At 69.4% G+C, this 26,379-nt stretch carries 25 protein-coding genes and 2 pseudogenes; 14 read left to right on the forward strand and 13 right to left on the reverse strand.

Translation table 11 applies throughout. From position 1 onward, the window contains the following. Window positions 1-46: 46 nt before the first annotated feature. On the forward strand, window positions 47-481 hold the full coding sequence (locus tag OG985_RS43635; RefSeq protein ID WP_371673956.1) for a hypothetical protein: 435 nt from the start codon (window positions 47-49) through the stop codon (window positions 479-481). A gap of 487 nt (window positions 482-968) precedes the next feature. Here OG985_RS43635 and OG985_RS43640 read toward each other — a convergent pair whose 3' ends face one another. Beyond that, window positions 969-1,670: a hypothetical protein gene (locus tag OG985_RS43640; protein WP_371673957.1), complete on the reverse strand. Its 702-nt coding sequence runs from the start codon at window positions 1,668-1,670 to the stop codon at window positions 969-971. Continuing rightward, window positions 1,667-2,215, reverse strand: coding sequence for a SigE family RNA polymerase sigma factor (locus OG985_RS43645; protein WP_371673958.1), 549 nt, complete (start codon window positions 2,213-2,215; stop codon window positions 1,667-1,669). The genes OG985_RS43640 and OG985_RS43645 overlap by 4 nt, the downstream gene beginning before the upstream one ends. 605 nt (window positions 2,216-2,820) lie before the next feature. On the opposite strand from OG985_RS43645, the gene OG985_RS43650 reads away from it, so the two are divergent. Together OG985_RS43650 and OG985_RS43655 are read left to right on the forward strand one after the other, a co-directional pair. Then, window positions 2,821-3,057, forward strand: a complete 237-nt coding sequence (locus OG985_RS43650; protein ID WP_371673959.1) for a hypothetical protein — start codon at window positions 2,821-2,823, stop codon at window positions 3,055-3,057. A 242-nt stretch (window positions 3,058-3,299) separates the two neighbouring features. Next, window positions 3,300-3,767 (forward strand): annotated as a pseudogene (locus OG985_RS43655) (thioesterase family protein); the annotation flags it as partial. A gap of 201 nt (window positions 3,768-3,968) precedes the next feature. On the opposite strand, the gene OG985_RS43660 reads toward OG985_RS43655, so the two are convergent. The 3 genes and pseudogenes from OG985_RS43660 to OG985_RS43670 form a co-directional block, all read right to left on the reverse strand. Beyond that, window positions 3,969-4,478 (reverse strand): cupin domain-containing protein, encoded by a 510-nt coding sequence (locus tag OG985_RS43660; protein WP_371673960.1) that lies wholly within the window; start codon window positions 4,476-4,478, stop codon window positions 3,969-3,971. Window positions 4,479-4,497: 19 nt separating this feature from the next. Then, on the reverse strand, window positions 4,498-4,662 hold the full coding sequence (locus tag OG985_RS43665) for a hypothetical protein (RefSeq protein ID WP_371674726.1): 165 nt from the start codon (window positions 4,660-4,662) through the stop codon (window positions 4,498-4,500). Between the two features lie 24 nt (window positions 4,663-4,686). Next, a pseudogene (locus tag OG985_RS43670) lies at window positions 4,687-4,824 on the reverse strand (NmrA family NAD(P)-binding protein); the annotation flags it as partial. Between OG985_RS43670 and OG985_RS43675 the strand changes: the two are divergent. Continuing rightward, a complete protein-coding gene (locus OG985_RS43675; RefSeq protein ID WP_371673961.1) occupies window positions 4,824-7,376 on the forward strand; it encodes an AAA family ATPase in 2,553 nt (850 codons plus the stop codon). The pseudogene OG985_RS43670 and the gene OG985_RS43675 sit on opposite strands and share 1 nt — an antisense overlap. Before the next feature lie 87 nt (window positions 7,377-7,463). Here OG985_RS43675 and OG985_RS43680 read toward each other — a convergent pair whose 3' ends face one another. Both OG985_RS43680 and OG985_RS43685 read right to left on the reverse strand, forming a co-directional pair. Beyond that, window positions 7,464-7,976: a hypothetical protein gene (locus OG985_RS43680; RefSeq protein ID WP_371673962.1), complete on the reverse strand. Its 513-nt coding sequence runs from the start codon at window positions 7,974-7,976 to the stop codon at window positions 7,464-7,466. Between the two features lie 78 nt (window positions 7,977-8,054). After that, window positions 8,055-8,762 (reverse strand): GMC family oxidoreductase, encoded by a 708-nt coding sequence (locus tag OG985_RS43685; protein WP_371673963.1) that lies wholly within the window; start codon window positions 8,760-8,762, stop codon window positions 8,055-8,057. Window positions 8,763-8,944: 182 nt separating this feature from the next. Between OG985_RS43685 and OG985_RS43690 the strand changes: the two genes are divergently transcribed. The 7 genes from OG985_RS43690 (at window position 8,945) to rph (ending at window position 17,290) form a co-directional block, all read left to right on the forward strand. Then, the gene (locus tag OG985_RS43690; RefSeq protein WP_371673964.1) at window positions 8,945-10,153 is read left to right on the forward strand and encodes a sensor histidine kinase; all 1,209 of its coding nucleotides are present in this window, start codon (window positions 8,945-8,947) and stop codon (window positions 10,151-10,153) included. A 326-nt stretch (window positions 10,154-10,479) separates the two neighbouring features. Then, entirely contained in the window at window positions 10,480-11,691 is a 1,212-nt protein-coding gene (locus OG985_RS43695) for a sensor histidine kinase (protein WP_371673965.1), read from the forward strand. Between the two features lie 515 nt (window positions 11,692-12,206). Further along, window positions 12,207-13,022, forward strand: a complete 816-nt coding sequence (locus OG985_RS43700; protein ID WP_371673966.1) for an oxidoreductase — start codon at window positions 12,207-12,209, stop codon at window positions 13,020-13,022. A gap of 35 nt (window positions 13,023-13,057) precedes the next feature. Then, window positions 13,058-13,300 (forward strand): hypothetical protein, encoded by a 243-nt coding sequence (locus OG985_RS43705; RefSeq protein ID WP_371673967.1) that lies wholly within the window; start codon window positions 13,058-13,060, stop codon window positions 13,298-13,300. A 50-nt stretch (window positions 13,301-13,350) separates the two neighbouring features. Further along, window positions 13,351-13,941 carry a TetR/AcrR family transcriptional regulator gene (locus tag OG985_RS43710; RefSeq protein ID WP_371674680.1) on the forward strand — a complete coding sequence of 197 codons (591 nt, stop codon included), beginning with the start codon at window positions 13,351-13,353 and terminating at the stop codon, window positions 13,939-13,941. A gap of 26 nt (window positions 13,942-13,967) precedes the next feature. Continuing rightward, on the forward strand, window positions 13,968-14,126 hold the full coding sequence (locus OG985_RS43715) for a hypothetical protein (RefSeq protein ID WP_371673968.1): 159 nt from the start codon (window positions 13,968-13,970) through the stop codon (window positions 14,124-14,126). Between the two features lie 566 nt (window positions 14,127-14,692). Beyond that, window positions 14,693-17,290, forward strand: coding sequence for a rifamycin-inactivating phosphotransferase (gene rph / locus OG985_RS43720; protein WP_371673969.1), 2,598 nt, complete (start codon window positions 14,693-14,695; stop codon window positions 17,288-17,290). A gap of 32 nt (window positions 17,291-17,322) precedes the next feature. Here rph and OG985_RS43725 read toward each other — a convergent pair whose 3' ends face one another. From OG985_RS43725 to OG985_RS43735, 3 genes are all read right to left on the reverse strand, one after another. After that, complete coding sequence (locus OG985_RS43725; RefSeq protein ID WP_371673970.1) at window positions 17,323-18,714, reverse strand: serine/threonine-protein kinase; 1,392 nt, start codon at window positions 18,712-18,714, stop codon at window positions 17,323-17,325. A gap of 427 nt (window positions 18,715-19,141) precedes the next feature. After that, on the reverse strand, window positions 19,142-20,620 hold the full coding sequence (locus tag OG985_RS43730; protein ID WP_371673971.1) for a VWA domain-containing protein: 1,479 nt from the start codon (window positions 20,618-20,620) through the stop codon (window positions 19,142-19,144). A 305-nt stretch (window positions 20,621-20,925) separates the two neighbouring features. After that, entirely contained in the window at window positions 20,926-21,627 is a 702-nt protein-coding gene (locus tag OG985_RS43735) for an MBL fold metallo-hydrolase (protein WP_371674681.1), read from the reverse strand. A 554-nt stretch (window positions 21,628-22,181) separates the two neighbouring features. On the opposite strand from OG985_RS43735, the gene OG985_RS43740 reads away from it, so the two are divergent. Continuing rightward, window positions 22,182-22,460, forward strand: a complete 279-nt coding sequence (locus OG985_RS43740; RefSeq protein WP_371673972.1) for a hypothetical protein — start codon at window positions 22,182-22,184, stop codon at window positions 22,458-22,460. A 217-nt stretch (window positions 22,461-22,677) separates the two neighbouring features. Next, the gene (locus OG985_RS43745) at window positions 22,678-23,025 is read left to right on the forward strand and encodes a hypothetical protein (RefSeq protein ID WP_371673973.1); all 348 of its coding nucleotides are present in this window, start codon (window positions 22,678-22,680) and stop codon (window positions 23,023-23,025) included. A 340-nt stretch (window positions 23,026-23,365) separates the two neighbouring features. On the opposite strand, the gene OG985_RS43750 is transcribed toward OG985_RS43745, so the two are convergent. The 3 genes from OG985_RS43750 to OG985_RS43760 form a co-directional block, all read right to left on the reverse strand. Further along, entirely contained in the window at window positions 23,366-23,884 is a 519-nt protein-coding gene (locus OG985_RS43750) for a cupin domain-containing protein (RefSeq protein WP_371673974.1), read from the reverse strand. Between the two features lie 350 nt (window positions 23,885-24,234). Next, window positions 24,235-24,597: a DoxX family protein gene (locus OG985_RS43755; RefSeq protein WP_371673975.1), complete on the reverse strand. Its 363-nt coding sequence runs from the start codon at window positions 24,595-24,597 to the stop codon at window positions 24,235-24,237. 162 nt (window positions 24,598-24,759) lie between these two features. Continuing rightward, window positions 24,760-25,254 (reverse strand): cupin domain-containing protein, encoded by a 495-nt coding sequence (locus tag OG985_RS43760; protein ID WP_371673976.1) that lies wholly within the window; start codon window positions 25,252-25,254, stop codon window positions 24,760-24,762. An 80-nt stretch (window positions 25,255-25,334) separates the two neighbouring features. On the opposite strand from OG985_RS43760, the gene OG985_RS43765 reads away from it, so the two are divergent. After that, entirely contained in the window at window positions 25,335-26,186 is an 852-nt protein-coding gene (locus OG985_RS43765; protein ID WP_371673977.1) for a LysR family transcriptional regulator, read from the forward strand. Window positions 26,187-26,379: the final 193 nt, after the last annotated feature.

Genomic DNA, 26,379 nt, shown 5'->3' on the forward strand with positions numbered 1-26,379 from the left:
GCTTCTATAAGCAATGAGAGTTGTCGATAGAAGGAGAGGTCGCGCCATGTCCTCCGCAACCACAAGCGTCACGTCCGCCAACCCCCGACGTGCGCTGCTCACCGATCCGGGCTATCAGGCGTTCGTGATCCTGCGCACCGCCTTCACGGTGGCGCCGATCCTGTTCGGGCTGGACAAGTTCGCCAACCTGCTCGTGGACTGGCCCGCCTACCTCGCGCCGTGGATCAACGACCTCGTTCCCGGCAGCGCCCAGGCGGCCATGTACGCCGTGGGCGTGATCGAAATCGTGGCAGGCATCGCCGTGGCCCTCGCTCCCCGGTTCGGAGCCTGGCTGGTGGCCGGCTGGCTGGGCGGCATCATCGTCAACCTCCTGACCATCCCCGACTACTACGACATCGCGCTGCGCGACTTCGGCCTCCTCCTCGGCGCTGTCGCACTCGCCCGCCTCGCCGAGCACTACCACGGCAAGCGGGAGCACTGACCGACGCGACTCAGGCTGATCGCCTCCGGCGGGCGGCCTCTGCAACGGCCGCCCGTCATGGCTCTCAGCCGTAGCCGGAGCCGATTGGCTTGAGAAGCTTCGGAACCACGAATGGCGAAGGCGGGGCGATGCGCAAACTTCGAACGCGAGTCCGCCACCACCCGGCGCGGCACAACTGGTAGCGGGCGTCGGGGGCGAAAGAACTGAGGGCGGCAAGAAGCGGCCGTACGGCCGCCGCACTGGTCTGCACGAAGTACCGCTGCCGCCATCGCTGAAGCGATCCGGGGGAGGACCTGGTACGTCGACCAAGTCCCTGGCCTGGAGGTCGCCGCCCGCATCGGGCTGAGGAGCGTGCCGGGGCCCTTAGGCCGGCCAGGCAGGGTGCGGCAGAGGAGAATCGAGTCCGTTGAGTAGGACGTCGCATCCGGTCATGACTGGCTCCCGTCGGCCAGGCCGCGCCCCGCCGCGATGATCAGAGTCCTGCGGGTCACTTGCCGGTATCCAGACGGAGGGCGAGGTCGTGGGCGGTGGCGCTGGTGAGGTCCCCGACGAAGGCCCCGACGATTTCGAGACGGCCGCCGGTGATCGAGGAGGTCACGCTGGGGTTGCCCCAGAGCTTGCCGTCGATGACGATGGCGAATCCGTTGCGCGGGGACGGTGCCGCGGCGATGGAGCCGGTGAGGGCGGCGAAACGGCCGCGGTCGGCGGAGCTGAGAGTCACCTCGACCTGCCAGGTGCCGTCGATGGCGCTTTTGGCAGCCTTCGCGGAGGTGACACGGACGTCGGTCATGCCCCTGGCCCGGTCGGCGTGAATGCAGAACGCCGGGTGGCTCGCGCTCGCGAGCACGGTGTAGCCGCCGCTGCCGTGGGTGCAGCCGGACTCCGTGGACGAGGTGACCGGCAGGATGGAGATCAGGGCCACCTTCTCGGTGTTCCCCGTGCCCGATGCGGCGGGCTGAACCACGTGCGCGCGCTGGGTCGTGCCGTCCGCGACGGCGACTGCGGTGGTGGCGACCACGGCGGCGGCGACGATGCCGGCCCCCGCGCGGGCCAGCCGCTGCCGCCGCCGGGCGACCTGCAATGCGCCGTCGGCCAGGCCGACCAGATAGGGACCGGCGGCATTACCGCCGCTCTCCTGGACATGGGCGTGCAAGGCGCCGTGCAGCGGGTGTTCGGTCGAGTCGTTCATGCGATGACGCCCCTTCCGGAGGCAGAGGAGGAGGTGGTAGCCGACGGTTCTGCCTCGGCGAAGGCGGCGCGCAGGGAGGCCAGGGCCTTGTGGGTCTGGCTGCGGACCGTCCCCTGGGCGACGCCCAGGATCGCGGCGATCTCGGGGTCCGGCAGGTCCTCGAAGTAGCGCAGCACGATCACCGCGCGCTGGCGTTTGGGCAGCCGCCGCAGCGCGGCCATGATGTCCTGCCGCTGGACCACGGTGTCGGCCCAGTCGGCGGCCTGCCCGGACGAGTCCGGCAGCGTGTCGGTGACCGTCTCCTTCCCCCAACTGAGCAGGCGGAAGCGGTCCACCTGCGCGTGGTAGATCGCCCGGCGCACATAGGTCTCCGGCTGCTGCCGGTCACGCAGCCGCGACCAGCGCCGGGCGGTGGACGCGAGCGCGGTCTGGAGCAGGTCGCGGCCCTGCTCCCAGTCCCCGGTCAGCAAATAGGCCGTGTGCAGCAGCGATCTCGACCGCGCCGCCACGAACTCCCGGAACTCGCGTTCCTCGTCGGCGTTCAAAGTGCCCTCCCTCGTTCCCCCGTAAAGACGGGTGCGGCAGGGTGTTCGACTGCCTTGCCGGTCGGACTTTCTCGACCACGACGCTGCCAGGCTCCTCACGCGGAGCGCCGTCGCGGTTCACGCGACCTGTCCTGTCGCTCGACCAGGACACCGTTCTTTGACCTGGCGCCTGGACACGGAGGCCCCCAAACGATGTCCTCGGCCTCGAAGTCGTCCCGCACCTCGGGCAGTTGGCGCCGCGAGGTGCGCGTAGAAGTCGGCCGGGCATGAGTCGACCAAAGGGGCCAGGGGAGGGGAGGCTGAGGGTGACCTACTCAGGCCGACGCCTGAGCACCAAGTTCACCAGCGACCGTGGGGAGGCCGTGCGCGGACGGGGCGCTCTTGGGCCAGTGAGAGCGACGGCTGGTGCGGGCCGTGCCCACAGACGGAGCGCGCGCCCGGGGCCGAAGCGAGCGTGTCGCGCGCGGGCTAGAGAGACCGCCGCCCGCGAGGGCGCGCGTACGAATTCTTGCGCCTGATCCTCCCGGCGTAGGGGCCGGACGGAGAACCCCCTGCTGTGCACGTCGCGGCGAGGGGATCAGTCGTGCACGGCTTAAGGTTCCTACGTGTCACACACCTTCGAAGAACTCGTGGAGAAGCAACGCGCCGCCGACCAGATGCACGCGACCGCCCAAGCCCTACGCGGCCAAGGCGACCCGCCCGCACACGAGACCGCATGGCAGGCATGGCGCGACCTCGCCCAAGACGTGCAGGCCGCAGTCACCGAGCACGCGAAAGAGCAGGGCACGATGCGGGCCGGCGTGGAGCTTGAGGTGAAGCAGGCGGTCCGGCGTACCGAGTAGCGAGCACGCGGCGAGCCCGATCAGTTCGGCCGCCTTGCTGGCGGCCTTGTCGGCGACGGCGTTGCCGCCCAGGCTCACGGTGAGGCCGGCCTCCTCGCCCTGCTCGACGACAGCGGCCTGGACGTCGTGCGTGGCGTCACTGACGCCGGCCTCTGCGACGTTGTACGTCACGCCCGCGAAGCCGATGACGCCTGGACCGCATCGCCCCGGCCGTCGTCTCCCACGCCGTCGCCCTCGATCACGCCACCCTCGACACCTCCGCCGTCGCCGGCGGCCCCGAGGACCGGCTCACCGCTCCCGAGGCCCTCACCCCCTGGTCGATGACGTCAGCGTGGCCCGGCGGGTACATCGCCTCTCTGAACGTCCGCCCGCTCGCGGCACCCGAGCCCGGCCGGGCGACCGCCTGGGTCTCCACTCGCCTCGACCTCGTCGCCGCCGAGCCCAGCAGCCCACTCGCGTCCTACATCGCCCTCGTGGACACCGCCAACGGCATCGCCGTACGACAGTCGCCCACCGCCTGGATGTTCCCCAACGTCGACCTGACCGTCCACCTCCACCGCCAGCCCGAAGGAGGCTGGACCGGCCTGGACACCACGGTCACCTTCGGCCCCACCGGCCAAGGCCTCACCAGCACCGTCCTGCACGACATCAACGGCCCGGTCGGACACGCACAGCAGATCCTCACCGTCCGCCCCATGCCCCACCACTGATCTCGGGCCAAGAGCCCCCAACTCGCCCGTCGACGGGGCGAACGACCCGGTGGCCAGGCACGGCCGACGGCGAGATGGCAGTGACGACCTCGAACTCGGTTTCGTCGCGCGCCCCATGTACGAGCACCAATCCCGGGCCAAGAGGGAAACCCGCGGGCCCCAACCGGTTCACCTGCGCTGATGTGCGGTGAGCTGGGCAGTCTATGTCGGCGCTGGGGAAGTGAGCGGGGTGAGTTGGTGGATGTCGTGGCGGAGGCGTAGGGCCGCGATCTCGGCTTGGTCCGGCGGCCCCGAGGCGCTCAGAAGGTCGGTGAGTTCCTGGAGGTAGGTCTCGTGCCCGGCCGGGGACACGAGGAAGAGCATCCGGGCGGGTTCGGCGCCGGGATTGGAGAATGCGTGAGGGCATCCGACGGGTACGAACATGAAGCTCCCGGGACCGCCCCGCATCACCTTCGCGCCGGTCTCGGACTCCCAGGAGCGCCAGTCGCCGGTGGGCTGGGGGGTGGGGTGGAAGGCGAGGAGGTCGAGTTCGCCCGCGAGGACGTAGAACACCTCCTCGGCCTGGTGGTGCAGGTGCGCTCCGACATCGAAGCCCGGCGCGACCTCGGCCTCGAACGTCGACCAGGTCGTCGACTGTTCAGCACCCGCCTTCATGGTCATGGTCTGGATCCGGCGGCCGCCACCGGGCGGCAGCAGCAGTCCATCGGTCATGTGTCCTCGTTTCCGGGGTTCAGGGCTTCCATCCGGTCCTGCGCAACCAGGTGCCGAGGTTCATCAGGCCGGGGTGGTGTTCCCGCAGGGCTGAGATGTCGGGCGGGCCTGCTGGTCGCTCGTTGAAGAACGCGAACATCTGGGCGAGCTGTTCGTCGAAGGCTCGTATCTGCTCGACGGGCACCTGACGCAGCCGTGCCGGCAGGCCGCAGTGGCGGCCGAACGTCTCGGCGATCTCCGGAGGCGTCAGGACGTCACCGGCGATCTCGACGGTCCGGCCGAGGAAGTCCTCGGACCGGTCGAAGGCGATCGCGGCGAACGCGCCGATGTCGCGTACCGCGATCAGTGGGCGAGCGCGCGAGAGAGCGCGGTTTCGTGTCCTTGGCCGGCCGCAGCGTGGAGTTCGACCGGGCTCCCTACGGTGCGTTCGTGGACGCCCTGGACGACCATCTCGGTCATGTGGACTTGCTTGGGCTACGGCCTGATGGGTCACTGCCCGGCGCGTTCGCCCTGCTGAGTTCGGTCTTTCCCGCGCTCTGTGATCGTTTCCCGACCGGGCCGGATCCGGTGGCGGTCGAACGGTACTGGTTCCACCGGGCGGTGCGAATGTTGCTGGAGACGCTGAGTGCGGACGGCGGGCTCGTGCTCAGCCTGGACGACCTGCAGTGGACGGACGACGGTACAGCCGAGCTGATCGACCATCTGGTACGGCATCCGCCGAGGACACCGCTGCTGCTCGCCCTCGCCTACCGTCCCCGTCAGGCCCCGTCGCGACTGGCTGCGGCGCTGGCCCGGGCGGGAACGGACGGAAGGGTGGCCAGGGTCGAGTTGGGTCCGCTGTCTCCGGCCGAGGGAGCGGAGCTGTGCGGGGCCAGGACGGATCACTGGCGTTTCCGACGGCTGTACGAGGCCAGCGGCGGCAACCCCTTCTACCTGGAGGCGCTGGCCCGAAGCGCCGGGAACGAAAGCCCGCCGGCGGTGCCGGCCGTCTCGTCACCTGTCGCGGGCGATCTCCCGCAGTCGGTGCGGGCCGCGCTGCTGGAGGAGCTGGGAGGTCTGTCGGCCGCTGCGAGGGTCTGTACACAGGCGGCCGCGGTGCTCGGCGACTCATTTGAAGCCGACATGGTGGCAGTCGTGGCCCAGACCGGTGAGGCACAGGCCCTTGCCGCCCTGGACGAGGTCGCGGAGCGGGACCTCGTACGCCAGGTCGGCTCCACGCGCCAGTTCCGGTTCCGCCATCCGCTGGTGCGGGCAGCGGTGTACCAGGCGGCGGGCGCCGGCTGGCGGATCGAGGCGCACACCCGGGCCGCGGACGGCCTGGCTCTGCACGGCGCACCGCTGTCCGTCCAGGCGTCGCACGTTCAGCGTTCGGCGCGCGTGGGAGACGAACACGCCGTCGACGTACTTGTACGGGCCGCCCGTCAGGTGTTGACGATCGCACCGGCCACCGCCGCGCACTGGACACAGGACGCCCTGCGGTTGCTCGGCGAGCGGAGTCGACTGCGGCCCGAACTGTGGCTCCAGCAGGCCGATGCGCTGGGCATGGCCGGACGACTGCTGGAAAGTCGCGCCATCCTGCGCACGGCCGCCACCCTCCTGCCCGCGCGGGACCGGGGCCGGCGGGCCCGGGTGACTGCCCTACGAGCCACCATGGAGTGGGCGCTCGGCCGGTACGACGAGGCCACGGCTCTGCTGCTGCGGGAGTTGGCGGACCACGAGGGCCAACTGCTGCCTGAGACCGCCCCTTTGGAGTTGGGTGTCGCGGTGGTGGCGCTTCGTCGGAACGACTTTTCCACGGCGATCGATTGGGGCGAACGCGCGTTGCGTTCGGCGGAACGTATCGGCGACCTGCCGCAGACCACCGCGGTCCGCGCTCTCCTGGCCCTGGCGCATACCTTCGCGGGCGACGCCCGGGCGGCCGACCACCTCGACCCCGTGGTGGAAGTGCTCGACGACACCGACGACCAGGAACTGGCCGGGCAGATGGACACGCTCGTCATGACGGGCTGGACGGAGATGCTCCACGGACGCTACGACCCCGCACTGCGCCATCTCCGCCGAGGCCTGGACGTGTCCCGCCGCACCGGCCAGAGCCTGGTGCTCGCCGATCTCTTCGCCGCGTCCGCCTACGCCTACCTGTGGCTCGGACGCCTGGACGAGGCGGCGGCCTACGCCGACGACGCCCTGGAGGCGGCGTCACTCGTCGGCAGCAGCGAGCCGCGCTCGTTGGCCGAGGTGGTGAGTGCGGCAGTCCTGATGTGGCGGGGAGACTTCGTCGGAGCGCTGAAGATCTGTGAGGAGTCACTCTCCTCGGCCGGCACCGCACCGGGCGCACACCGGTCGGCGATGGTCGGGATGCTCGGCCAGACGCTGCTGCTCAACGGCGATCCGGAGGGCTGTGTCAGCAAGGTGCTCGAAGCGGGCGGCGGCCCGCACCTGCTCGGGTTCGAGGCCCCGGTCCGCCCGATGTGGTTCCGGCTGCTGGCTGTCGCGGAACTGGCCCTGGGTGACGTGAGGGCTGCCGAGATGTGGGCCGACCGAGCAGCCGCTGCCGTGGGGCTCGACCTGCTGCCCGGCCGGCGCGGTTTCGCGTTGCTGGCCCGCGCCGAGGTACAACTCGCCCGGCAGAACCCGGCGGCGGGTTTCACCGCGTGCCAGTCCGCTGCCGAGTTTCGCGCGGCCCGGATGCCCCTCAACGAGGCCGTGGCCCGGCTGACCGCCGCTACCGCACTGTCCGCCTCCGGCCACCAGACCGAAGCACTCGCCGAGTTGGAACAGGTGAAGACCTTGGCGGATACCTGCGGGACCCTCGCCCTGTCCGAATTGGCTGATCACGAACACCACCGAATCACCGTCCGGACCCCGCCTCCGACAGCTGGTACGACACCCGGCACATGAGGTTCCCGAACAGCAGAGTGAGTTTGCGGCCCGGCGACTACGCAGAAGCCCTGGAAGGTCAGTACGGGGCGGTATTTCCTGAGCTTCTCAGGGGCGCCGCAGGGCGTAGGTGTTCCAGAGTTCGCCGGCGAAGAAGCGGCCGAAGCGAGTGAGTGCCGCGGTGCCGTGCGGGCCCGTTGTGCGGAACGTGGTGAGCAGACGGGCGAGATCGGTGGCGTCGAGATTCGCCGTCCCCGTGCCCAGTATGTCGGCGTCGGTCCCGCCCGGTTCGTGGACGTGTCCGTTCAGGACGCGGAAGGCCAGCCTGGTCGTGTCGGTCCACAGGCGGGCCGGGGAGCCGGGTGCCAGGTCCTTGCGGCCGGCCAGGGTGCGGGGGTGACCGTCGGCGTCGGTGAAGTGGAGCCGGTAGCGCATCGTGCCGCGGCCGTCCGCGAACAGGCGCACGCTGCCGTGCAGGACGGGACGGCGCCCTCCGAAGGAGGGGCTGTCGATCCAGCCGTCCGCGCGCGCCTCGTGGACCGGTTCCTCCAGGAAGACGTCCACGTCGTCGGCCGTGACGGTGAGCCGGAACGCGAACGGTTCGGTCCGGGTCCCGCCCACACCGGGTGCGTAGCGTCCGCGCAGTTCCTCCGTGAACTGCAGAGAGGTGCGGCGGGGGTACGTGCGGTACGCGACCGTTCATGGAGTGGCGGGCCGGTGCTCCAGCAGGCGGGTGCACATACGGTCGGCCAAGGCCGCGATGGTGAGGGCCGGGTTGGGGCCCACCGGGCCGGGCATCGCCGCGCCGTCCGCGACGTACAGGCCCGGGTGGCCGAAGACCTCGCCGTAAGGATCGCAGACCCCGGTGCCAGGGTGCCGGCCGATGGGGGCGCCGCCGAGCGGGTGCACCGTCAGGACGCGTCCCCGGTGCCAGAGCGGATGGTCGGCGTATCCGCCGCCGAGCGCGCCGGCGATCTGCCCCATGAGTGTGCGCGTCCGCTCGAACTGGGCCGCGCTGCCGCCCCGTCGTCGAGGGTGTGTGCGTGCGGTTCCGTGTTGTACGGGAAGCGGTTGCTCATCCGCATGTCGAGGGCCCATACGTCCGCGAAACCGTTGTCGAGGAGGCAGGTCGCCAGATTCCGGTGCTCGGGCATGATGAACAGGTCGCTGGACGCGGTCAGTCCATGGACGAGGAGGACGACGTCGTCGCACTCCGCCCGGCGGAAACGGGTCAGTTGGAGGCCGAGTCCGTCGTCCGTGGTGACGGGGTGGCCGGTGACCTGGGCGTCGGGAACGCCGGCTGTGGTGTGCCGGGGGACGACGGCGGCGCCCTTCTGGATCGGCATGATCGTCCCCCCTCAGTCGGTCGGCCGCCCACGACGGCGTCGGCGGCCAGGCAGAGGTCATCGTGGCGCTCCCGGCTTCGGTGTACTTGCGGAAAACCTGAAATCGGCAGGTCGTGGCGCCGATGCCGGTCCCACCGTGGGTTGAACCGCGCCTGCAACCAGGGTGGTCGTCCGTGTACCACCTGGGGTGTAGCTGGGGTGGAAAGGGGGGTGGAGCGATCGCTCGGGGCCTACGCTCGGACGATGTTCGCGCAGCGCACGTGGAGCCCGGCGGTTCGCAGGGTCTTCCCGCAGGTGGCAGACACCGTCTACGCGGTGGTGTCGGTCTGGATCTCCAGCACTGCGCTGCGCAACCTGCCCGACCCGCACGGCTATTGGCGGCCCACCGATGTCTGGGCCTACGTGCTGATCGCCTTGGTCTATCTTCCGCTGGCCGTGCGCCGCCGGGCTCCGCTGACCGTGCTCATCGGCACGGCGGCCTGCGTGCTGTGTTACTTCACCCTGGCCTACTACCACGTGGTCGTGGTCAGCGGACTGGGCCTGGCGCTCTACACCGTCGCGGCGCAGTGCCCGCGCAGGGTCGCCGCCAAGTGCGCGGCCGCGTCGCTGCTCGTGCTGCTGTGGGGCGCGCGGCTCGCCGAGCCCGGGAGCGGCCCGTTCAGTGTGGCCTTCGTGACCGTGATGGTCGCGGTCACCTGGGTGACCGGCGACCGCTCCCGTCGGCTCGCCGAGCGCGGCGAGCGCCTCGCGGTGCTCACCGAGCAACTGCGCCTGGAGCAGGAGGAGAAGGCCCAGCGGGCCGTCATCGCCGAGCGCATGAAGATAGCCCGTGAACTGCACGACGTGATCGCCCACCACGTGTCCGTGATCTCCGTCCAGACCGGCCTGGCCGGATACGTCTTCACTTCCGATCCGGCAACGGCCCGCCAGGCGCTGGATACCATCGCCGGCAGCGCCCACGAGGCCATGGCGGAGATGCGCCGCATGCTGGTCGTGCTCAGGCAGGGGCCTGAGCGTGCCGAAGAGGAGGAAGGAGCGGGCGATCACACCGCGACCCCCGGGCTCGGGCGGCTGGACCAGTTGGCCCGGCGCGTCGAAACCGCGGGTGTCCCCGTCGACGTCAAGATCACCGGCGTCCCGTTCCCGCTGCCGCCGGGCGCCGACCTGTGCGTCTACCGCGTGATCCAGGAAGCTCTCACCAACGTCATGAAGCACGCGCCGGCGGCGAACGCGAGCGTGACGGTGCACTACGACGAAGCCGCGGTCCGCGTCCGGGTGGCCGATGACGGACAGGAGGCAGTTCCCGTCGGCACCACCGCGCGGCCCGCCGGCCACGGTTTGACCGGCATGCGCGAGCGGGCCGGTATCTACGGCGGGACGGTGACCGCAGGCCCCGGCCCGCAGGGCGGCTTCGAAGTCGCCCTGACCGTCCCCGTGACCCGCGGCAGGTGAACAAGCGTCTCGGTTCCCGGCCGGGCAGCCGAGAGGTGGGCGACACCGCGCCTGCCCGCAGTGCTCGTTGATTTTGCGCGGAGATCCGCAACCACGAGTCGTCCAGGCTGATCTCCGGCCAGGGAAGCTCGCACATCGGCCTGCGCCGCTTGACGGCCGGCAGCTCCAGGAGGGCCGCCGAGTTGGCCCGGTCGCGTCGCCCCAGTGCTTGTCGTCGCCCCAGTGGTTGTCAGGAGCTCGCCCGGACCGGTTGCCGGTCTACAACCTGGGGTGTAGCTGGGGTGGAAAGCGAGGTGGAGCGATCGCCTGGGGCCTACGCTCGGACGATGTTCGCGCAGCGCACGTGGAGCCCGGCGGTTCGCAGGGCCTTCCCGCAGGTGGCAGACATCGTCTACGCGGTGGTGTCGGTCGGCATCATGGGCGCCATGCTGCGCAACTGGCCGAACTCGCAGGGCTACTGGCGGCAAACCGATGTATGGGCCTACGTGCTGCTCGCCCTGGTCTACCTCCCGCTGGCCGTGCGCCGCCGGGCTCCGCTGACCGTGCTCGTCAGCACGGCCGCCTGCACGTTGTGCTATTTCACGCTGGGCTACTACCACGTGGTCGTTGTCTGCGGACTGGGCCTGGCGTTCTACACCGTCGCGGCGTCGTGCCCGCGTAAGGTCGTGGCGAAGTGCGCCGCAGTATCGCTGCTCGTATTGCTGTGGGGCACGCGGCTCGCCGAGCCCGGGATCGGCCCGCAGAGCGTGGTCTTCGTGACCGTGACGGTCGCCGTCCTGTGGGTGACCGGCGACCGCTCCCGCCGCCTGGCGGAACGCGGTGAGCGGCTCGCCGTGCTCAGCGAGCAACTGCGCCTGGAGCAGGAGGAGAAGGCCCAGCGGGCCGTCATCGCCGAGCGCATGAGCATAGCCCGCGAACTGCACGACGTGGTCGCCCATCACGTGTCTGCGATCTCCGTTCAGACCGGTCTGGCCGGATACGTCTTCACCTCCGATCCGACGACCGCCCGCACGGCGCTGGAGACCATCGAGGGCAGCGCCCACGAGGCAATGGCGGAGATGCGCCGCATGCTGGTCGTGCTCAGAGAAGGGACCGAGCGCGCCCAGGGGGAGGAGGGGGCGGGCAGCGACTACGACGCGGCCCCCGGGCTCGGGCGGCTGGACCAGTTGGCCCGGCGCGTCGAAGCCGCGGGTGTCCCCGTCGACGTCCACATCACGGGCGCCCCGTTCGCGCTGTCGCCGGGCGTCGATCTGTGTGTCTACCGGGTGATCCAGGAAGCTCTCACCAACGTCATGAAGCACGCGCCGACGGCGAACGCGCGCGTCATGGTGCACTTCGACGAGGCCGCGGTCCGCGTTCGGGTGGCCGACGACGGACAGGCGCCAGTTCTGGCCGGCGCTACCGCGGGGCCCGCCGGCCATGGTCTGACCGGCATGCGCGAACGGGCCGGTATCTACGGCGGGACGGTGACCGCAGGCCCCGGCCCGCAGGGCGGGTTCGAAGTCGCACTGACCGTTCCGGTGGCCCGCGACAGGTGAGGAAGCGTCTCGGGTACCGACCGGGCAGCGGCGAGGAGGGCGGAAACCCTGCACGGTGAAGGGCCGAGACGCGGCTGCGGGGACATCCAGCGCAAGCCGGAACTGCTTCTCCGTATCCGCCCCGGACGCCGGCAGTGCATGGACACAAGGTGCGTCGCGGAGATCGCCCACGCCGCCTCGGTCCGTTCGGCCCACCGCCGCAGCAGCCGCGGCATTCCTGCCCCAGTTCGAGAATCTCGCTGCCGAGAAGGGTCCCGAGGAGCTGGAACTCCGCTTGGGTCACCACCTCGGCATCGCACGTCAGGAGAGCCGGTGAACACCGGCTGCGAAGACTCGTTGGCGACCAGCGGATGACGCCTCCGGGGACGTCCGCTCGTGATCTCCGTACCGCACCCCACGTTTCCGGATCCCCTTCTTGGGTCGCCGGACGTGACCACTTGCCAGCGGCCGACGAGCGCCGTATGGTCGTACGAACGTAAGGCATACGAACGTAATTCAAAGTAGGGGAGTACGTGATGGCGACAACTCGGCCGGTGGCGCTGGTGACAGGAGCCTCATCGGGGATCGGCAAGGAGACGGCCCGCGCCTTGGTCGCTGCGGGTTTCGAGGTGATCGGAACCGGCCGCAAGACCTCCGGGCTCACCCCGCCCGCAGGAGTGACGTACCTCGATCTCGACGTGGCCAGTGACGACTCGGCGACCGCCGCGGTCGGAGAAGTGATCGGCCGGTTCGGGCGCATCGACGTCCTGGTCAACAACGCGGGCATCGGCTCGGCCGGCGCCGTCGAGGAGAACTCCGTCACCCAGGCCCAGAGCGTCCTGAACGTCAACGTCCTGGGTGTCATCCGTATGACGAAGGCCGTCCTGCCGCACATGCGTGCCCAGGGTGGCGGACGCGTCATCAACATCTCGTCCGTCCTCGGGATCGCCCCCCAGCCCTTCATGGCCCTCTACGTCGCCTCGAAGCACGCCATCGAGGGCTACTCCGAGTCGCTGGACCACGAGGTCCGCGAGCACGGCGTCCGGGTCCTGCTCGTCCAGCCCGCCTATACCAAGACCAGCTTCGACACCAACGCCGCCCAGCCCGACACCCCGCTGCCCCTGTACGCGGAGCGGCGGCGCGTCTTCGACGAGGTGATCGCGCAGGCGATGAAGGACGGTGACGACCCCGCCGTCGTCGCCAAAACGATCGTGACCGCGGCCACCGACAAGAAGCCGAAGCTGCGCTACACCGCCGGCCCGCTGGCCTCACGCGTCACCACGGCCCGCCGCCTCGTCCCTGCCGGAACGTTCGACAAGCAGATCCGCAAGAACAACCGCCTGCCCACCTGACAGCCCGGCGGGCCACAGACGCCGCTCTCGCGCCGGTGCCGACCGAAGCCCTGCCGATCGGTGCCAACGGGCTCAGGTTCCACAACGGCGCCCTGTGGGTCAGCAACTTCAACAAGGGCACACTGCTGCGCGTACCGGTCACCGCCACCGGCGCACCCGGCAGCGTCCACCTCGTCACGGGCGGCCTGCCCAACATCGACGATCTCAGCTTCCTGACCCCCTGGTCCGACGTGGTCTTGATCAACTTCCCCGCTCTCCTCGCCGGCGCGGCACACTGACCTGACCAGCGGCAGCCGGGGCGCAAGCCCCGGCTGCCATGGAGGAACACATCGTGCGGTACACGAAAGAACACAAACAGGAGACACGGCAGCGGATCATTACGGCGGCCGGCCGCCGACTCAAGCGCAACGGCATCGACGGCTCCGGAGTCGCGACGCTCATGAAGGACGCGGGCCTGACCAACGGCACCTTCTACGCCTACTTCCCCTCCAAAGACGAACTCGTCGCCACCGCGGTCGCCGACCAGATGCGCGCGCAGCACGAGAACATCGTCGCGCAGGCGGCGCCCGGCCGTGCCGGACTCGAGCAGATGATTCGCTGGTACTTCTCCACCGAGCAGCGCGACAGCATCGAGGACGGCTGCCCCAACGCCGCCCTCCTCGACGAGATCGCACGCTCCACACATCCCACCAGGCAGGCGTACACCGACGGCGCGCTGATCCTCATCGACGGCTTCGCCGCCCGCCTGGCACCCCACGATCCGCCATCAGCACGCCTGAAGTCCCTCAGCCTCCTCGGCATGATGGCGGGAACACTGCAACTCTCCCGTGCCCTCACCGACCGGCAACTCGCCGACCAACTCCTCGAGCAGGGCATCCGCAACGCCCTCGCACTGCTGGATGCCGAGCAGCACAACTGATCGCTTCAGCCGGGGACCTCTGTTCCATGGAGCCCGTGCTCACCCAGCGGCGAGACTCACCGCAGGCCGTACGCCACGCGTCTCAGGGCGTTGTCGACGAACTCGGCAAGGCCGTGACGCTGGAAGCGTTCGATGTCGTCAACGCGCAGGCCGTCGACCGCCTCGCGCGGAAACCGTCGACCTGATCACCGACCGACACCGGTCGATCCTGCGGGCCGTCGATGCCGGATACGGCGCCGTTGTGGTCGAGGTGACCGCAACACCGTTGCCGGTAACGGCACTTGTCGCCAGGCCACGCGGGACGCCATGCAGCGTTTCGCCGACCGCGGTAGCCGGAAACTTGTCGGTTCCCTCGGGCCGCAAAAGGCGAGGGTAAGGAGAGAGCTCTCCTTACCCTTTTCAACTTATAGCGCGCTGGGGGGCTTGCCGCAAGACCGGGGTCACGGCGCAGAATCGTCGGCCGATGCCACAAGCTGCGGAAATGAGGGCACGACGTGCGTGTGTTGTTGTCGACGTACGAGGGACGCGTTGACGTCGAACCAGTGGTGGGACCGGCAGTGCGGTTGCGTGTGCTGGGGACGGACGTGCGAGGGTGCGCGCCGGCCGACCGGGCGGCGCGGCCTGACGGCTCGTCGATGGAAAGGCAACCGGCGAGGATGTGCTCGACAAGAGGTTCGACCCGGTGGGAGGCGTCGGTGGTCCGACCGGCCGGTGCGGTCCAACTGAGCGCGGCTGCCTCGGAGGTGTCGCGATGAGCGAGCCGTACGTGTTGGGTCTTCACGAGGTCGACGAGACGCAGGTCGCGGTCGTAGGCGGCAAGGGCGCGCACCTGGGACGGTTGTCGCGGATCGACGGTATCCGCGTGCCGGCCGGCTTTTGCGTGACGACGGACGCCTTCCAACGGGTCATGGGACAGGGGCCGTCGATCGACGATCGGCTCGATCAGCTGTCGCGCGTGAACCCGGACGACCGGGAGGCGATCCGCACGCTCAGCGCGCAGATTCGCCGGACCATCGAAGGGACTACCATCCCGGGCGACCTCGCGGCGGCGATCACCCGCGCGCACGCCCAACTCGGCGAACAGGCCGGCTACGCCGTCCGATCCAGCGCGACGGCGGAGGACCTGCCGACGGCCTCCTTCGCCGGCCAGCAGGACACGTACCTGAACGTCGTGGGGCCGACGGCGATCCTCGAGCACGTCAGCCGGTGCTGGGCCTCGCTGTTCACCGAACGGGCGGTGACCTACCGCCGGCGTAATGGCATCGACCACCGAACGGTCCACATGGCCGTGGTCGTGCAGCAGATGGTCTTCCCGGATGCGGCCGGCATCCTGTTCACGGCCGACCCCGTCACGGGCAACCGGAAGATCGCCACCGTGGACGCCGGCTTCGGCCTAGGCGAGGCACTGGTCTCCGGCCTGGTGAACCCGGACGTCTTCAAGGTGCGAGACGGGGAAGTCGTCGCGAAGGCGATCGCCGCCAAACAGCGTGCCGTTCACGCCCTGCCGGCGGGCGGTACGCGGGCCGTGGCGATCGACGTGCAGCGGCAGGAGCAGCCGGCGCTGACGGATGCGCAGGTCGTGCGGCTCGTGGAGCTCGGGCGGCGGATCGAAGCGCACTTCGGCGTCCCGCAGGACATCGAATGGTGCCTGGCCGACGATGGCTTCCAGATCGTTCAGAGCCGGCCGATCACTACGCTGTTCCCTATCCCCGAGGCCGGCGACGAGGAGAATCACGTCTACGTCTCCGTCGGTCATCAGCAGATGATGACCGACCCCATGAAGCCCCTGGGGTTCTCGATGTGGCAGCTGACGGCCATGGTGGCGATGCACGAGGCCGGCGGGAGACTGTTCGTCGACGTCACCCGGCGCCTGGCCTCGCCCGCGAGCCGAGCCGGGCTTCTGGACCTCATCGGGAGAGGTGATCCGCTGGTCAGGGACGCGCTGGAGACCGTCCTCAAGGGCGACGATTTCGTCCCCTCGCTCCCCGACGCGGGTCCCGGCGGGCCGCCGGCTCGCGGCGCGTCCGCCCAGATCGACACCGATCCGGCCGTCGTCACCGAGCTGATCGAGCGCAGCCAGGCGTCCATGGCCGCCCTGGAGCGCGACATCCGGACGAAGACCGGACCCGCGCTGTTCGACTTCCTGTTGGATGCCTTCGAGGAGCACAAGCGGGTGCTCAGTGATCCGCTGAGCATTCAGGCGATCATGGCGGGGATGGAGGCCACGTGGTGGCTCAACGACAAGCTGCAGGAGTGGCTGGGCGAAAAGAACGCGGCTGACACGCTCACGCTGTCCGCCCCCGACAACGTCACGTCGGAGATGGGACTGGCGCTCCTCGACGTCGCGGACGTGATCCGCCCCCATCCGGAGGTCGTGGCGTTCCTCCGGGACGTCGAGGACGAGGGCTTCCTCGACGAGTTGGCGAAACTCGCGGGCGGGGCCGAAGCGCGCGATGCCATCGACGCCTACCTCGACCGGTACGGCATGCGCTGCGTCGGCGAGATCGACATCACGAGGCCACGTTGGCGCGAGCGCCCCAGCACGCTCGTGCCCGTGATCCTCGACAACGTCAGGAACTTCGAACCGGGCGCCGCCGAGCGCCGCTTCGGGCAAGGGCGGCTGAAGGCGCGGATGAAGGAACAGGAGGTGCTGTCACGCTTGCGGGCCCTGCCGGGCGGAAACCAGAAAGCCGACGAGACCAAGCGGATGATCGACCGGGTCAGAACCTTCATCGGCTACCGGGAGTACCCGAAGTACGGCATCATCAGCCGCTACTTCGTCTACAAGCAGGCCCTGCTGGAGGAGGCCGAGCGCCTCGTGCAGGCAGGCGTGATTCCTGAGAGGGAGGACATCTTCTACCTCACGTTCCAGGAACTCCACGACGTCGTGCGCTCGAACCAGGTGGATGACCAGCTCATCCAGCAGCGCAAGGACGCCTTCCGGTCGTACCAGGCGCTCACACCGCCCCGGGTGCTCACCTCGGACGGCGAAGCGCTCACCGGGGCGTACCGACGCGACGACGTACCGGCCGGAGCCCTGGTCGGCCTACCGGTTTCCGCCGGGACCACCGAGGGGAGGGCCCGCGTCATCCTTGACATGGCGGACGCCGATCTCGAAGCGGGCGACATCCTGGTCACGACCTTCACGGACCCCAGCTGGTCGCCGCTGTTCGTCGCAGTCGCGGGCCTGGTGACGGAGGTGGGCGGCCTGATGACCCATGGCGCGGTGATCGCCCGGGAGTACGGCTTGCCGGCCGTCGTGGGCGTGGACCAGGCCACCCGGCTGATCCGGGACGGGCAGCGGATCCGCGTACACGGAACCGACGGGTACGTCGAGATCCTGCCTTGACCGACCACCCCCCCCCAGAAGCCCTCGGTCCATCAGCCGGCCTTGGTTTCCGTCTTCTCGGATTTCTGTTGCGCCTTTTCGGCCTTCTTGGATTTGGATTTTGCAGGATGTTGGTCGGGCGTATCCGGCTTCGTCTTCGTCTGTACTCCGCTGTCGGACGTGGTGTTGTGAGGAGTGTCGATCGAACCGGCTGGTTGTCGGCTCAGGCTGTCGGAAGCGGCGGCGGCGTTTCTCCTGGAGGTGTCGCGGAGCAGCCCGGCGGAGGTCTCGTGGGTGGAGGACGACGGGGCCTCGGGTGCCGGGGTGGTGTCGTTGTTTCCCGTGGGGCTGCTGCCTTCGGTGCCGGCTGTCTCGGCGGGTCGGCTGAAGGAGCGAGTGGCCTTCTCGTTGTTTCCTTGGTGTGAGGAATCGTCGGTGAGGGCGAGGGTGGCGGCCATGACAGCGGCGAGCGCGACGGTTCCGCCGGCCACCAGGACGCGGCGCTGTGCGGGTGCGGTCTTCGGAGCGGCTCGGTCCGCGTCCGGCAGCGGGTGCAGGTGCGTGAAGTCGTCGTCCTGCGCCCGTTTCCGGCTGCGGACGACGGGCGTGACGTTCGCGGTGGGCACGACGGGCATGGAGCGGGGCGTCTCGGCCAGGGCGGCCAGTGTCCGGGCACAGGCGAGCGCGGACGGGCGGGTCTGCTCGTCCAGGGAGGTCATGTCCCGCAGCAGGACGGCGAGCTCTCGTGGCAAAGAGTCGGGCAGCAGGGGTGGGCGGTGGAGCCGCGCTATCGCTGCCTCGAGGGGACCGCCGTCGTACTCGAGCCTGCCCGTGAGGCATTCGAGGAGCACGAGGCCGAGGGCGTAGATGTCGGCGGGTCGACCGACCGACTGGCCGAGTACCTGCTCGGGCGACAGGTACGCGGCGGTGCCGATGAGTGTGCCGGTGGCGGTGCGGGTGGTGGCGTCGATCAGCCGGGAGATACCGAAGTCGGTCAGGTAGGGGCGGCCCGACGCGTCGAGGAGGATGTTGGACGGTTTGACGTCGCGGTGAACGATGCCCGCCTCGTGCGCGTGAGCCAGGGCCTCGGCGAGGCCGGCGCCGAGCGCGACGGTGTCTTCGCAGGAGAGAGGGCCCTTGGCGATGCGGCCTTTCAGCGTGGGGCCCTCGATCAGCTGCATGACGAGATAGGCGCGGCCGTCGTGCCGTCCGGCGTCGTAGGCGGTGACCAGTCCCGGATGCTGCAGCCGTGCCAGGATCACTGCCTCGCTCCCGAGGCCTTCGTCCGTCTCGAAGCCGGTGCCGGGCCGGAAGACCTTTACTGCCACCGGTCGTTTCAGACGCAGGTCGAAGCCACGGTGGACATCTGCTGCGCCACCCGAGCCGATGAGAGTGTCCAGGCGGTAGCGGCCGGCCAGTATCTCGGCGCAACTGCGGGAGGCCAACGCCATAGCCGACTCGCGGAGCCTCATTCCATCTCCCATGCCTCGAAGCCCGATTTCTTGCGGGCGCCCGTTGCTGCTCAGGCGCGCCGGACGCAAGTACCCGCGAGAGGGTGGACTACTCGACTGATCCACCGGCCGTGCCGCGCCACCACGTGCACCGCAGCACGGAGGCGACAGCCCACCTGGCCTGGTTGCGGCGTCCTGGCCGTCCGTCTGTCCGCCCGATCCGGACTTCGTCTCGCCCGGCCGGACCGCGTCCCAGCTTCTCCAGCCCAGACTTCGGGAGACCGGAACACCGGCCTGGGTGACCTCGGTCGGCCCACGGCCGGGACCATGGGCGAGAGGATCCGCGCGGGCGCGCGGGCCGTAGGGCTGCCTCGGCGGGGATGACGGTGGGTCTTCGGGAGCCTCCGGATCGGTCGCCGGCTCAGACGATGCCCAACCGCCGTGCCTCGCGCATCCACGACGGGAACTCGGACAGCAGCCGGTCGTAAAGCTCCGCATCCGGTACGTCGCTGATGTCGTCGACGGCGAAGAAGCCCACGTTGTCGACGCGCCGGCCCGGCAGGGTGTCGAACCGCTCCAACATGCCGTAGTCGGAGCGTCCAAGTCCGACGAACTGCCAGAAGACCGGTTCGCCCGCCGCCTCCCGCAGTTCCGTCTCGATCTCCTTGTTTCGGTAGACGCCGCCGTCGGAGAAGAAGAGCACCAGCGTGGGGGCTGCGGCCGGGTGCTCACGGACGTACGTCCGCACCTCGGCGATCACTTTCTGCTCCTCGTTCTGTATTCCGACCGCGCGCATGTCCACCTGGCCCGGCAGCAGACCCTTCCGCGGCTTCTTGCGCCGGAACAACGTCAGTTCACCGACCCGGACATGACGCTGCAGCCACTCGGGCAGGTCACCCAGGGCGAGGTCCGGCAGCCGGGCCGGGTTCGACGCGAACGTCCACGCCTGCATCTCACCGTCGTCGTCGAGCTGCGCGGCCACCGCGGCCATCCGCTCCACGACGTCGGCCACGACACCCTTCGAGTACAGGAACGACATCGACCCGGAGGCGTCCAGGACCAGGATGACGCGCGCGGTCACCCCCTCCGCCCCGTGCTTGCGCAGACTGACGGCCACCTGCTCCTTGCGCAGGGAGAGTCGCTTGCGCATGTCCACCGGCAACTGCTCCTCGCCCTTGACGAGACGCGGGGAGGAGGAAGCGGCCGTGGCCGGGGTGATCGGGGGCCGGGGCGGGGTGGGAGGGCCAGGCCGGGGCGGAGCGCTCGGGACGGCAGGCGGGGGCGCCAGGGGGCCGGGCGCGGGTGGAAACGTGGAGGTGGGCTGGGGTGAGGCCGTGGAGGGAGCCGTTGACGCGGCGGCGCCCGGTTCTTCGTCCACGCTGATCCCGAAGTCGGTGGCCAGGCCGGCGAGTCCGGACGCGTACCCCTGCCCCACCGCGCGGAACTTCCACTGACCGGCCCGTCGGTACAGTTCTCCGCCGATGAACGCCGTCTCCGTCGTGGCCTCCATCTCGAACAACGCCAGCTGCCCACCCGTCCCGGCGTCGAGCAGCCGCAGCCGCAGACCCGACAACTGGCCGAAGGTGCCCCCGTCCGCGGAGGCGCAGAGAACGACCCGCTCGACCTCCGGCTCCAGGGCCCCCAAATTCACGCCGACGGTGTCCGTCGTACCGCCACCGTCCCGCCGCTTCCCCAGATGACGCACGGCACCCGAGGCGTGCTGGGGCTGGTTGTAGAAGACGAAGTTCCCGTCGTCCCTCACCCGCCCGTCGGCACGGAGCAGCAACGCCGAGGCATCGGCATCCGGCGCGCCGGGGCCCCCGGACCAGCCGAGCTCGACCTGCACCGCCTCGGCGGCGACGGGAAGGTTGGCGCCCTTGCTCATCGATGTCGCTGTCATGCGCCCAGTCTGCCCAGTGGTTGTGTAAGCGAGAGTGGGCTCTGACCAACTTCATTCGCTCGCGTACGCACTGTGACTGTCGATCTCCGTGTGAAGGAGCCCGAAGCTGCCCGGTTCGAGAGGCCCGATGCGGCTTGCTGCGGTCGAGAGCCTGCCGGGGCAGGGCCTCAGCGGGTGGTCGGGCACAGTCGACGGGGTCGGGGTGGCGTGCGAGATCCGCCAGGGACCCTCGAGCTGTCAGAAGGCTCTACCGACCTTGGGACTGTTCCAGGTTCGACCGGTGGGGGCCGGAGAGCCAGTCTTGATCAAGACGCGCGTCGGCGGGTTCCTCTCCTCGCCGGAGCGCCCTCGATGTAGGCATGATCGGCGGCGAGGCGGGCCGCCACCTCGGGACCTTCGGCAACGGCGCCGTGGCCCGGGACCACGACATCGACCTGCCCGGCGACCTCACCCAGCCGGGCGAGCGCGGCCGCGTAGGCTCCCACCTGATCGTCTTGGCGGAAATCGAAGAGCGGGATCAGGACGTCGGAGAGCATGTCGCCGGCGAGCAGGACGCCACGGTCCGCGAGGAGGACCGCGGCGTGGCCGACAGCGTGCGCCCGATGCTCGATGATCTCGCCCGGTACCGGTCCGCCGTCCGTGGGCAGCGGGGTGACCAGCGCGACTAGGTCGAGCGGAACGCCGGACGCGCTCTCCGCCGCCATCTCCTGTGCCCGCTCTCGGGCTTGACTGGCAACGTGGGCGGCGGTGGGGGTGGCGTAGCGCGGCACGTCTCCGAACCGGGAATGCCAGAGCAGGTGGTCCCAGTGGGGATGGGTGGAGAACCCGGCCACCACCGGGATGCCGAGCCGGTCCACGGCATCGGCGAGTTGCTGCAACTCGGAGCCATGAATGCCGGGATCGATCAGGATCAACCCTTCCTCCCCGCGCACCGCGATGGAGTTGGCCCAGACCCACTCGCTCTGCCGGACCCAGACGCCGTCGCCCACCTGATTCAGCTCGCCCATCTCCACTCCAATCGGTTGGTCACAGTGCTGAGACTGTGATTCGCAGCCAGACTCATCGCTTTGAGTGCCCGCTGGGCACGGTGTTGTGGTTGAGGTGAGGTTCAGGTCATCCGCTGACCGGGGGTCCGCAGGGCGAGCCAGCGCTTCCCCATGAGCCGTCGTCCAGTATGTGATCGCGGCAGCGAAAGGCCGCCCTTCCAGCACTCTCGCTGCGCGGGCGGCTGCCGCAGGCGCGCCGGCCGATCCTGTGTCCGCGCCAACCGATACCACCTCGATGGCCTTGTTGAGGTAGGCAACCTGCCGTGTGAGGCTCATCGCTCCTGCACCAGCGGCGTGCACCAGTTCCGCGGCCCGTCGCTCGCCGAGCAGGCTGGCGGCCCGATCGCCGCATCCTGGCCTGACGGCCTTCTGGTGCTCTGCGGCGTACAGGGCACCAGCGCGACAACTGGCGCGACATACGTGACAGATCCACCGATTACTACGCAAAGTGTGCATATGATTACTTTTGGTAGTCAAGCCAGGTGGCACGCCTGGGTCAGGAAAGGGACATTTTTATGCGTAAGTTTCAGCGCGCTGCGGTAGTAGCGGTGGCGTTTGCGGGGCTGTCCGCCCTCGGCGCCGGCATCAGCTTCGCCGACGGCGACGACGGCGCGCCTGTGCCGGTCTCCGCCGTCGCCAACTCGTCGGCCAACGCCCTGGCCGTCGGGGGTGGCTACTACTTCCAGCCCGAGGCTCAGCCGCAGGAAGGCCCCGCGCCCGAGCAGGGCCAGGAGGGCCCCGAGCAGGGCCCCGAGCAGGGCCCTGAGCAGGGCCCCGAGCAGAGCCACGAGTAAAGGCCCGTCGGGGTCTTACTCGGTGTCGGGGTTACCTACCGGCTCGAACCGTGTGCGGTGCGCTGAGTGATACCCCGTGGTGCAGGTAGCCCGGACGCCGAGTTCGCGTCCGGGCTACAGCCATCCCGCCGGCGGGCAAAGACTCACGTGTTTGCCTTGCCGGCCGCGACGCCGGTCAACAAAGCACTCTCCGGTTCTTCACGACATAAGGAATGACATGTTCTTTTCGCGGAAGACTGCTGCCGCTGCAGCAGTCGTCGGAAGCCTCGCCGCCATCTGTCTCGGCGTCACACATGCCTATGGCGAGGGGAACCCAGGCGACTGCCCCACCGCCATGCGGTTGGACGTCAGTTGCGTTCAGCACAACGAGACGTACATCGACAAGGACGGCACGCAGGTTATCAAGCAGGACCAGCAATGCTCGACGACGGACCGGCCGCACGTGGTCGTGGAGCAGGAAAAACTGCTGACAAACGACAGTGTCAAGGAGGGGCTGGTTATGGACTGCTCCAACACGGCGAAGCTGCCCGACGGGTGGTTGAAGAAGCCGCACAACGACGTCTGAGCGCCCACTGAGCATGCTGATCCGGGAACGGCACCAGGGGTATTGCGTGACCGGGATCTGTCCGGGCTGATCAGCTGAGGGAGCGACCAACAGCACGCGAAGCCCGGAGCTGCCGCGCTGCCGGCCAGGGCGGAGGCGAACATGACCGAAGGAATGAGCCCGCCGCACGAACAGCAGCCCGTCATCCCGCAGGGCAGAAGCCGCGGTCCGAGACTCGGCCGATCGCGTACACCCTGTGGGGATCACGGAGCCCGCTCCATCAGCAACCTGCATGGTCGTCGCCTCAGGGCCAGACTCGTAAAGAGCCCGCGCATCTGAGAGCAGGGTCAAGGTCGCGGCGTTACCCCGTTCCCGGCGGCGGAGTGAGCCCGAACCTCTCGACGATGCCGGGCAGCCATGCCGGTCGGCCGAGCTCCAGGCCGTACTTCTCGGCAAGCCCGGCGAACGCGTCGGGCTCCGGCGGCCCGGCGGACACCAGTTCGGCCAGTTCGCGGAAGAAGTGCTCGAAGCCGGCCGGAGTGATGATCTCGATCATGCGGGCCGGGACCGGCCCGGCGTTCCACATCGTGTGCAGCTCGCCGCGCGGCTTCGTGATGTACCCGCCGGGGCCGAGGACGGCCTCGCGGTCGCCGGAGCGGAATCCGATCTCGCCCTCGGTGACGATCGAGTACTCGTCTTCGCGCGTGTGCAGGTGCGGCGGCACGAGTGCGCCAACAGGAAACGGGTGTTCCACGACCGATAGCGCGCCGTCCGTGTCGGCGCCCCAGAGTTTGAAGACCACCCCGATCATTCCGATGTCGACCTCGGTCCCCTCGCCAGGTCGCACAACGGTGAGCGGAGGCACCTGTGGCTCAGCCATGGCGATCACTCCTCGGCGCGAACTTTCGCATGTCGAGTCACACCACTGGGTTTCGAATAAGTGTCCAATGGTGATGGAGGAGCCGCAACAATTGAGCGAATCCCCGCCCTTCACCTGCTGCTCCCTGTGGCAGGGACAATCGCGGTTGAGTATGTCCCGCCCGGACCGCGCGGCGCTTTTGGAGGCCGCGCTGGAGATGTGGGCGTAGTACGGGCCCAGGCACCTCGGCCTTCTGCGCGGTCAGGGGAGCTTGTCGGACCCCGCAACCGTCAGTGATCCAGCTGTGGCGCACGGTGCTGAGGCGGACGCTGGCCCGCAGTCGCATCCACCGGTTGAGGAACCGTGTTCGATCACAGCCAGGTGGTGGCCGGCCAGATGATCACGGCCGTAGTGGCGATGAGTCCGACGTTGAGGGTGATCTGGCGGTCCTCGCCGGTCAGGTGGACAGTGACCGCACCGATCTGCAGGAGCACGAACCCGATGGTCGCGGCCAGTGCCAGCCAGGGTGCGATGCCGGTCAGGGGCGGCAGGATCAGCCCGGTCGCTCCGAGTATTTCCACCGCTCCCAGCGCCCTGACGGCGGGCAGGGGTATGCGATCGACCCAGGCCATCATCGGGCGGAGCTGATCTCGGCTACGGAAAACCTTCATTGCGCCCGCGTAGAGGTAGAAGAGGGCGAGCAGTCCGGCGACGATCCAATACGCGATGTTCATAATTCCCATCCACGGTCACCGGTTGCAGGTGACCCGTCGATTCCCAGGGCAACTCCTGAAAAGGCCCGAGCCATTGTCTGAGCGACTCGGAAGGTGAAGGTGGGAGCGCCCCGGCTGCGCTGGTCAGGTGGCGGACGGCCGGGCAGTGTCATCCCGCCGGCTTCAGGTGATGTCGGTGGCGGGCTCGGTCGCGTAGCGGCTCATCGCGTGGGCGCTGGCCTGTGGCGTCAGCGGCTGGCCGCTGGCGATCACGTTCTGGAGGTCTCGGAAGTACTGCACGTACAGATCGGGGGTGAAGGTGCTGAGTATGACGGCGGGTTGGTCGGTGACGTTGGCGAAGGTATGCGGTGCGCCGGGCGGGACCATCACGAACGCGCCCGTGGTGGCGTCGTAGTCCTTGTCCCCGACGGTGAACCGCACCGTGCCGGAGACGATGTAGAAGCCCTCGTCGTGCTGGGCGTGGCGGTGCTGCGGCGGTCCGGGGGTGTACGGGGCGAGGACGGACTCGGCGACTGCGAGGCGGTGCCCGGTATGGCTGCCGTCTTCGAGGACGCGCATGTGCGTGGTGCCCATGACGATCGTCTCGCCGCCGTCGGGACCGACCACCGATGCGGCGGGGTCGGTCTGCGGCGCGCTGCTCTTCGCTTCTTCGGTCATGCTCCGAGTGCACCGCCCAGGCCCTGCGACTGTCCAAGACCCATTCCGCGACGCCGATACCGCTTGGGTATCGTGGCAGCGTGGAGCTACGTACCCTGCGCTACTTCGTGGCGGTCGCCGAGGAACTCCACTTCGGCCGGGCCGCCACTCGACTGCACATGAGCCAGCCGCCGCTGAGCCGGGCGATCAAGCAGTTGGAGACCGAGGTCGGTGCCCTGCTGTTCGCCCGCTCGCCTGCCGGCGTCACGCTCACCCCGGTGGGCGCAGTGCTGCTCGATGAGGCGCGGGCCCTGCTCGACCAGGCCGACCGCCTCCGCGTACGGGTGACCGCGGCGGCCGGCGTCGCGACCATCGCCGTCGGCATCCTGGGCGACAGTACTGACCCCGGAGCGACCAGGCTGGCCGCGGCCTACCGTCGAAGCCACCCCGGCATCGACATCCGCATCCGCGACACCGACCTGACCGACCCGACCTGCGGGCTGCGCGCCGGACTGGTCGACGTCGCCCTGACTCGGGCACCGTTTGACGAGGCCGCCCTGACGGTGCGTGAGCTGCGTACCGATCCGGTGGGCGTGGTCCTGCGCGCGGACGATCCGCTGGCCCGCCGCGGCCGGCTGCAGCTGGCCGACCTGGGCGATCGCCGCTGGTTCCAGTTCCCGCAGGGGACCGACCCGATCTGGCAGTCGTACTGGAACGGCGGCGTGCCGCGTGAGGGCCCAGTCGTGCGGGTCGTCCAGGAATGCCTGCAGGCCGTGCTGTGGAACGGCACGGTCGGCCTGGCCCCGCTCGGGCACGACCTGCCCGCTGAGCTGGCCGTGGTGCCGCTGACCGACATGGCGCCAAGCAGAGTGGTGGCGGTGTGGAACGAGGGTGACACCAACCCGCTGATCCGATCGTTCATCGAGATCGCGACAGCCGCGTACCGCCACTGAGTACCCCGTGCTCTGACCGCATGGAGGCGCACTTCAGGCCGCTGCGCTAGTGCCGTTCGAGTGGGTGGTCGCACCACTTGATTGTGGTGGTGCCGATGAGGCCGGCGGGGGATGGGGGAGCGGATGATGCCGCGGAGGTCATGTGCGCCACTTCCTCATGTGCGGTGGCTGACGCCCTGGAGGCTCGCGAACC

Origin of the sequence: Streptomyces sp. NBC_00289, from assembly GCF_041435115.1 — a bacterium.
Classification (GTDB): Bacteria; Actinomycetota; Actinomycetes; order Streptomycetales; family Streptomycetaceae; genus Streptomyces.

Coding starts and splice junctions, on each gene's coding strand:
- OG985_RS43635 (WP_371673956.1), top strand. CDS start 47: ATGTCCTCCGCAACCACAAGCGTCACGTCCGCCAACCCCCGACGTGCG.
- OG985_RS43640 (WP_371673957.1), bottom strand. CDS start 1,670: ATGAACGACTCGACCGAACACCCGCTGCACGGCGCCTTGCACGCCCAT.
- OG985_RS43660 (WP_371673960.1), bottom strand. CDS start 4,478: ATGACCGATGGACTGCTGCTGCCGCCCGGTGGCGGCCGCCGGATCCAG.
- OG985_RS43685 (WP_371673963.1), bottom strand. CDS start 8,762: ATGACCTCTGCCTGGCCGCCGACGCCGTCGTGGGCGGCCGACCGACTG.
- OG985_RS43690 (WP_371673964.1), top strand. CDS start 8,945: ATGTTCGCGCAGCGCACGTGGAGCCCGGCGGTTCGCAGGGTCTTCCCG.
- OG985_RS43695 (WP_371673965.1), top strand. CDS start 10,480: ATGTTCGCGCAGCGCACGTGGAGCCCGGCGGTTCGCAGGGCCTTCCCG.
- OG985_RS43700 (WP_371673966.1), top strand. CDS start 12,207: ATGGCGACAACTCGGCCGGTGGCGCTGGTGACAGGAGCCTCATCGGGG.
- OG985_RS43715 (WP_371673968.1), top strand. CDS start 13,968: ATGGAGCCCGTGCTCACCCAGCGGCGAGACTCACCGCAGGCCGTACGC.
- rph (WP_371673969.1), top strand. CDS start 14,693: ATGAGCGAGCCGTACGTGTTGGGTCTTCACGAGGTCGACGAGACGCAG.
- OG985_RS43730 (WP_371673971.1), bottom strand. CDS start 20,620: ATGACAGCGACATCGATGAGCAAGGGCGCCAACCTTCCCGTCGCCGCC.
- OG985_RS43735 (WP_371674681.1), bottom strand. CDS start 21,627: ATGGGCGAGCTGAATCAGGTGGGCGACGGCGTCTGGGTCCGGCAGAGC.
- OG985_RS43740 (WP_371673972.1), top strand. CDS start 22,182: ATGCGTAAGTTTCAGCGCGCTGCGGTAGTAGCGGTGGCGTTTGCGGGG.
- OG985_RS43745 (WP_371673973.1), top strand. CDS start 22,678: ATGTTCTTTTCGCGGAAGACTGCTGCCGCTGCAGCAGTCGTCGGAAGC.
- OG985_RS43750 (WP_371673974.1), bottom strand. CDS start 23,884: ATGGCTGAGCCACAGGTGCCTCCGCTCACCGTTGTGCGACCTGGCGAG.
- OG985_RS43755 (WP_371673975.1), bottom strand. CDS start 24,597: ATGAACATCGCGTATTGGATCGTCGCCGGACTGCTCGCCCTCTTCTAC.
- OG985_RS43760 (WP_371673976.1), bottom strand. CDS start 25,254: ATGACCGAAGAAGCGAAGAGCAGCGCGCCGCAGACCGACCCCGCCGCA.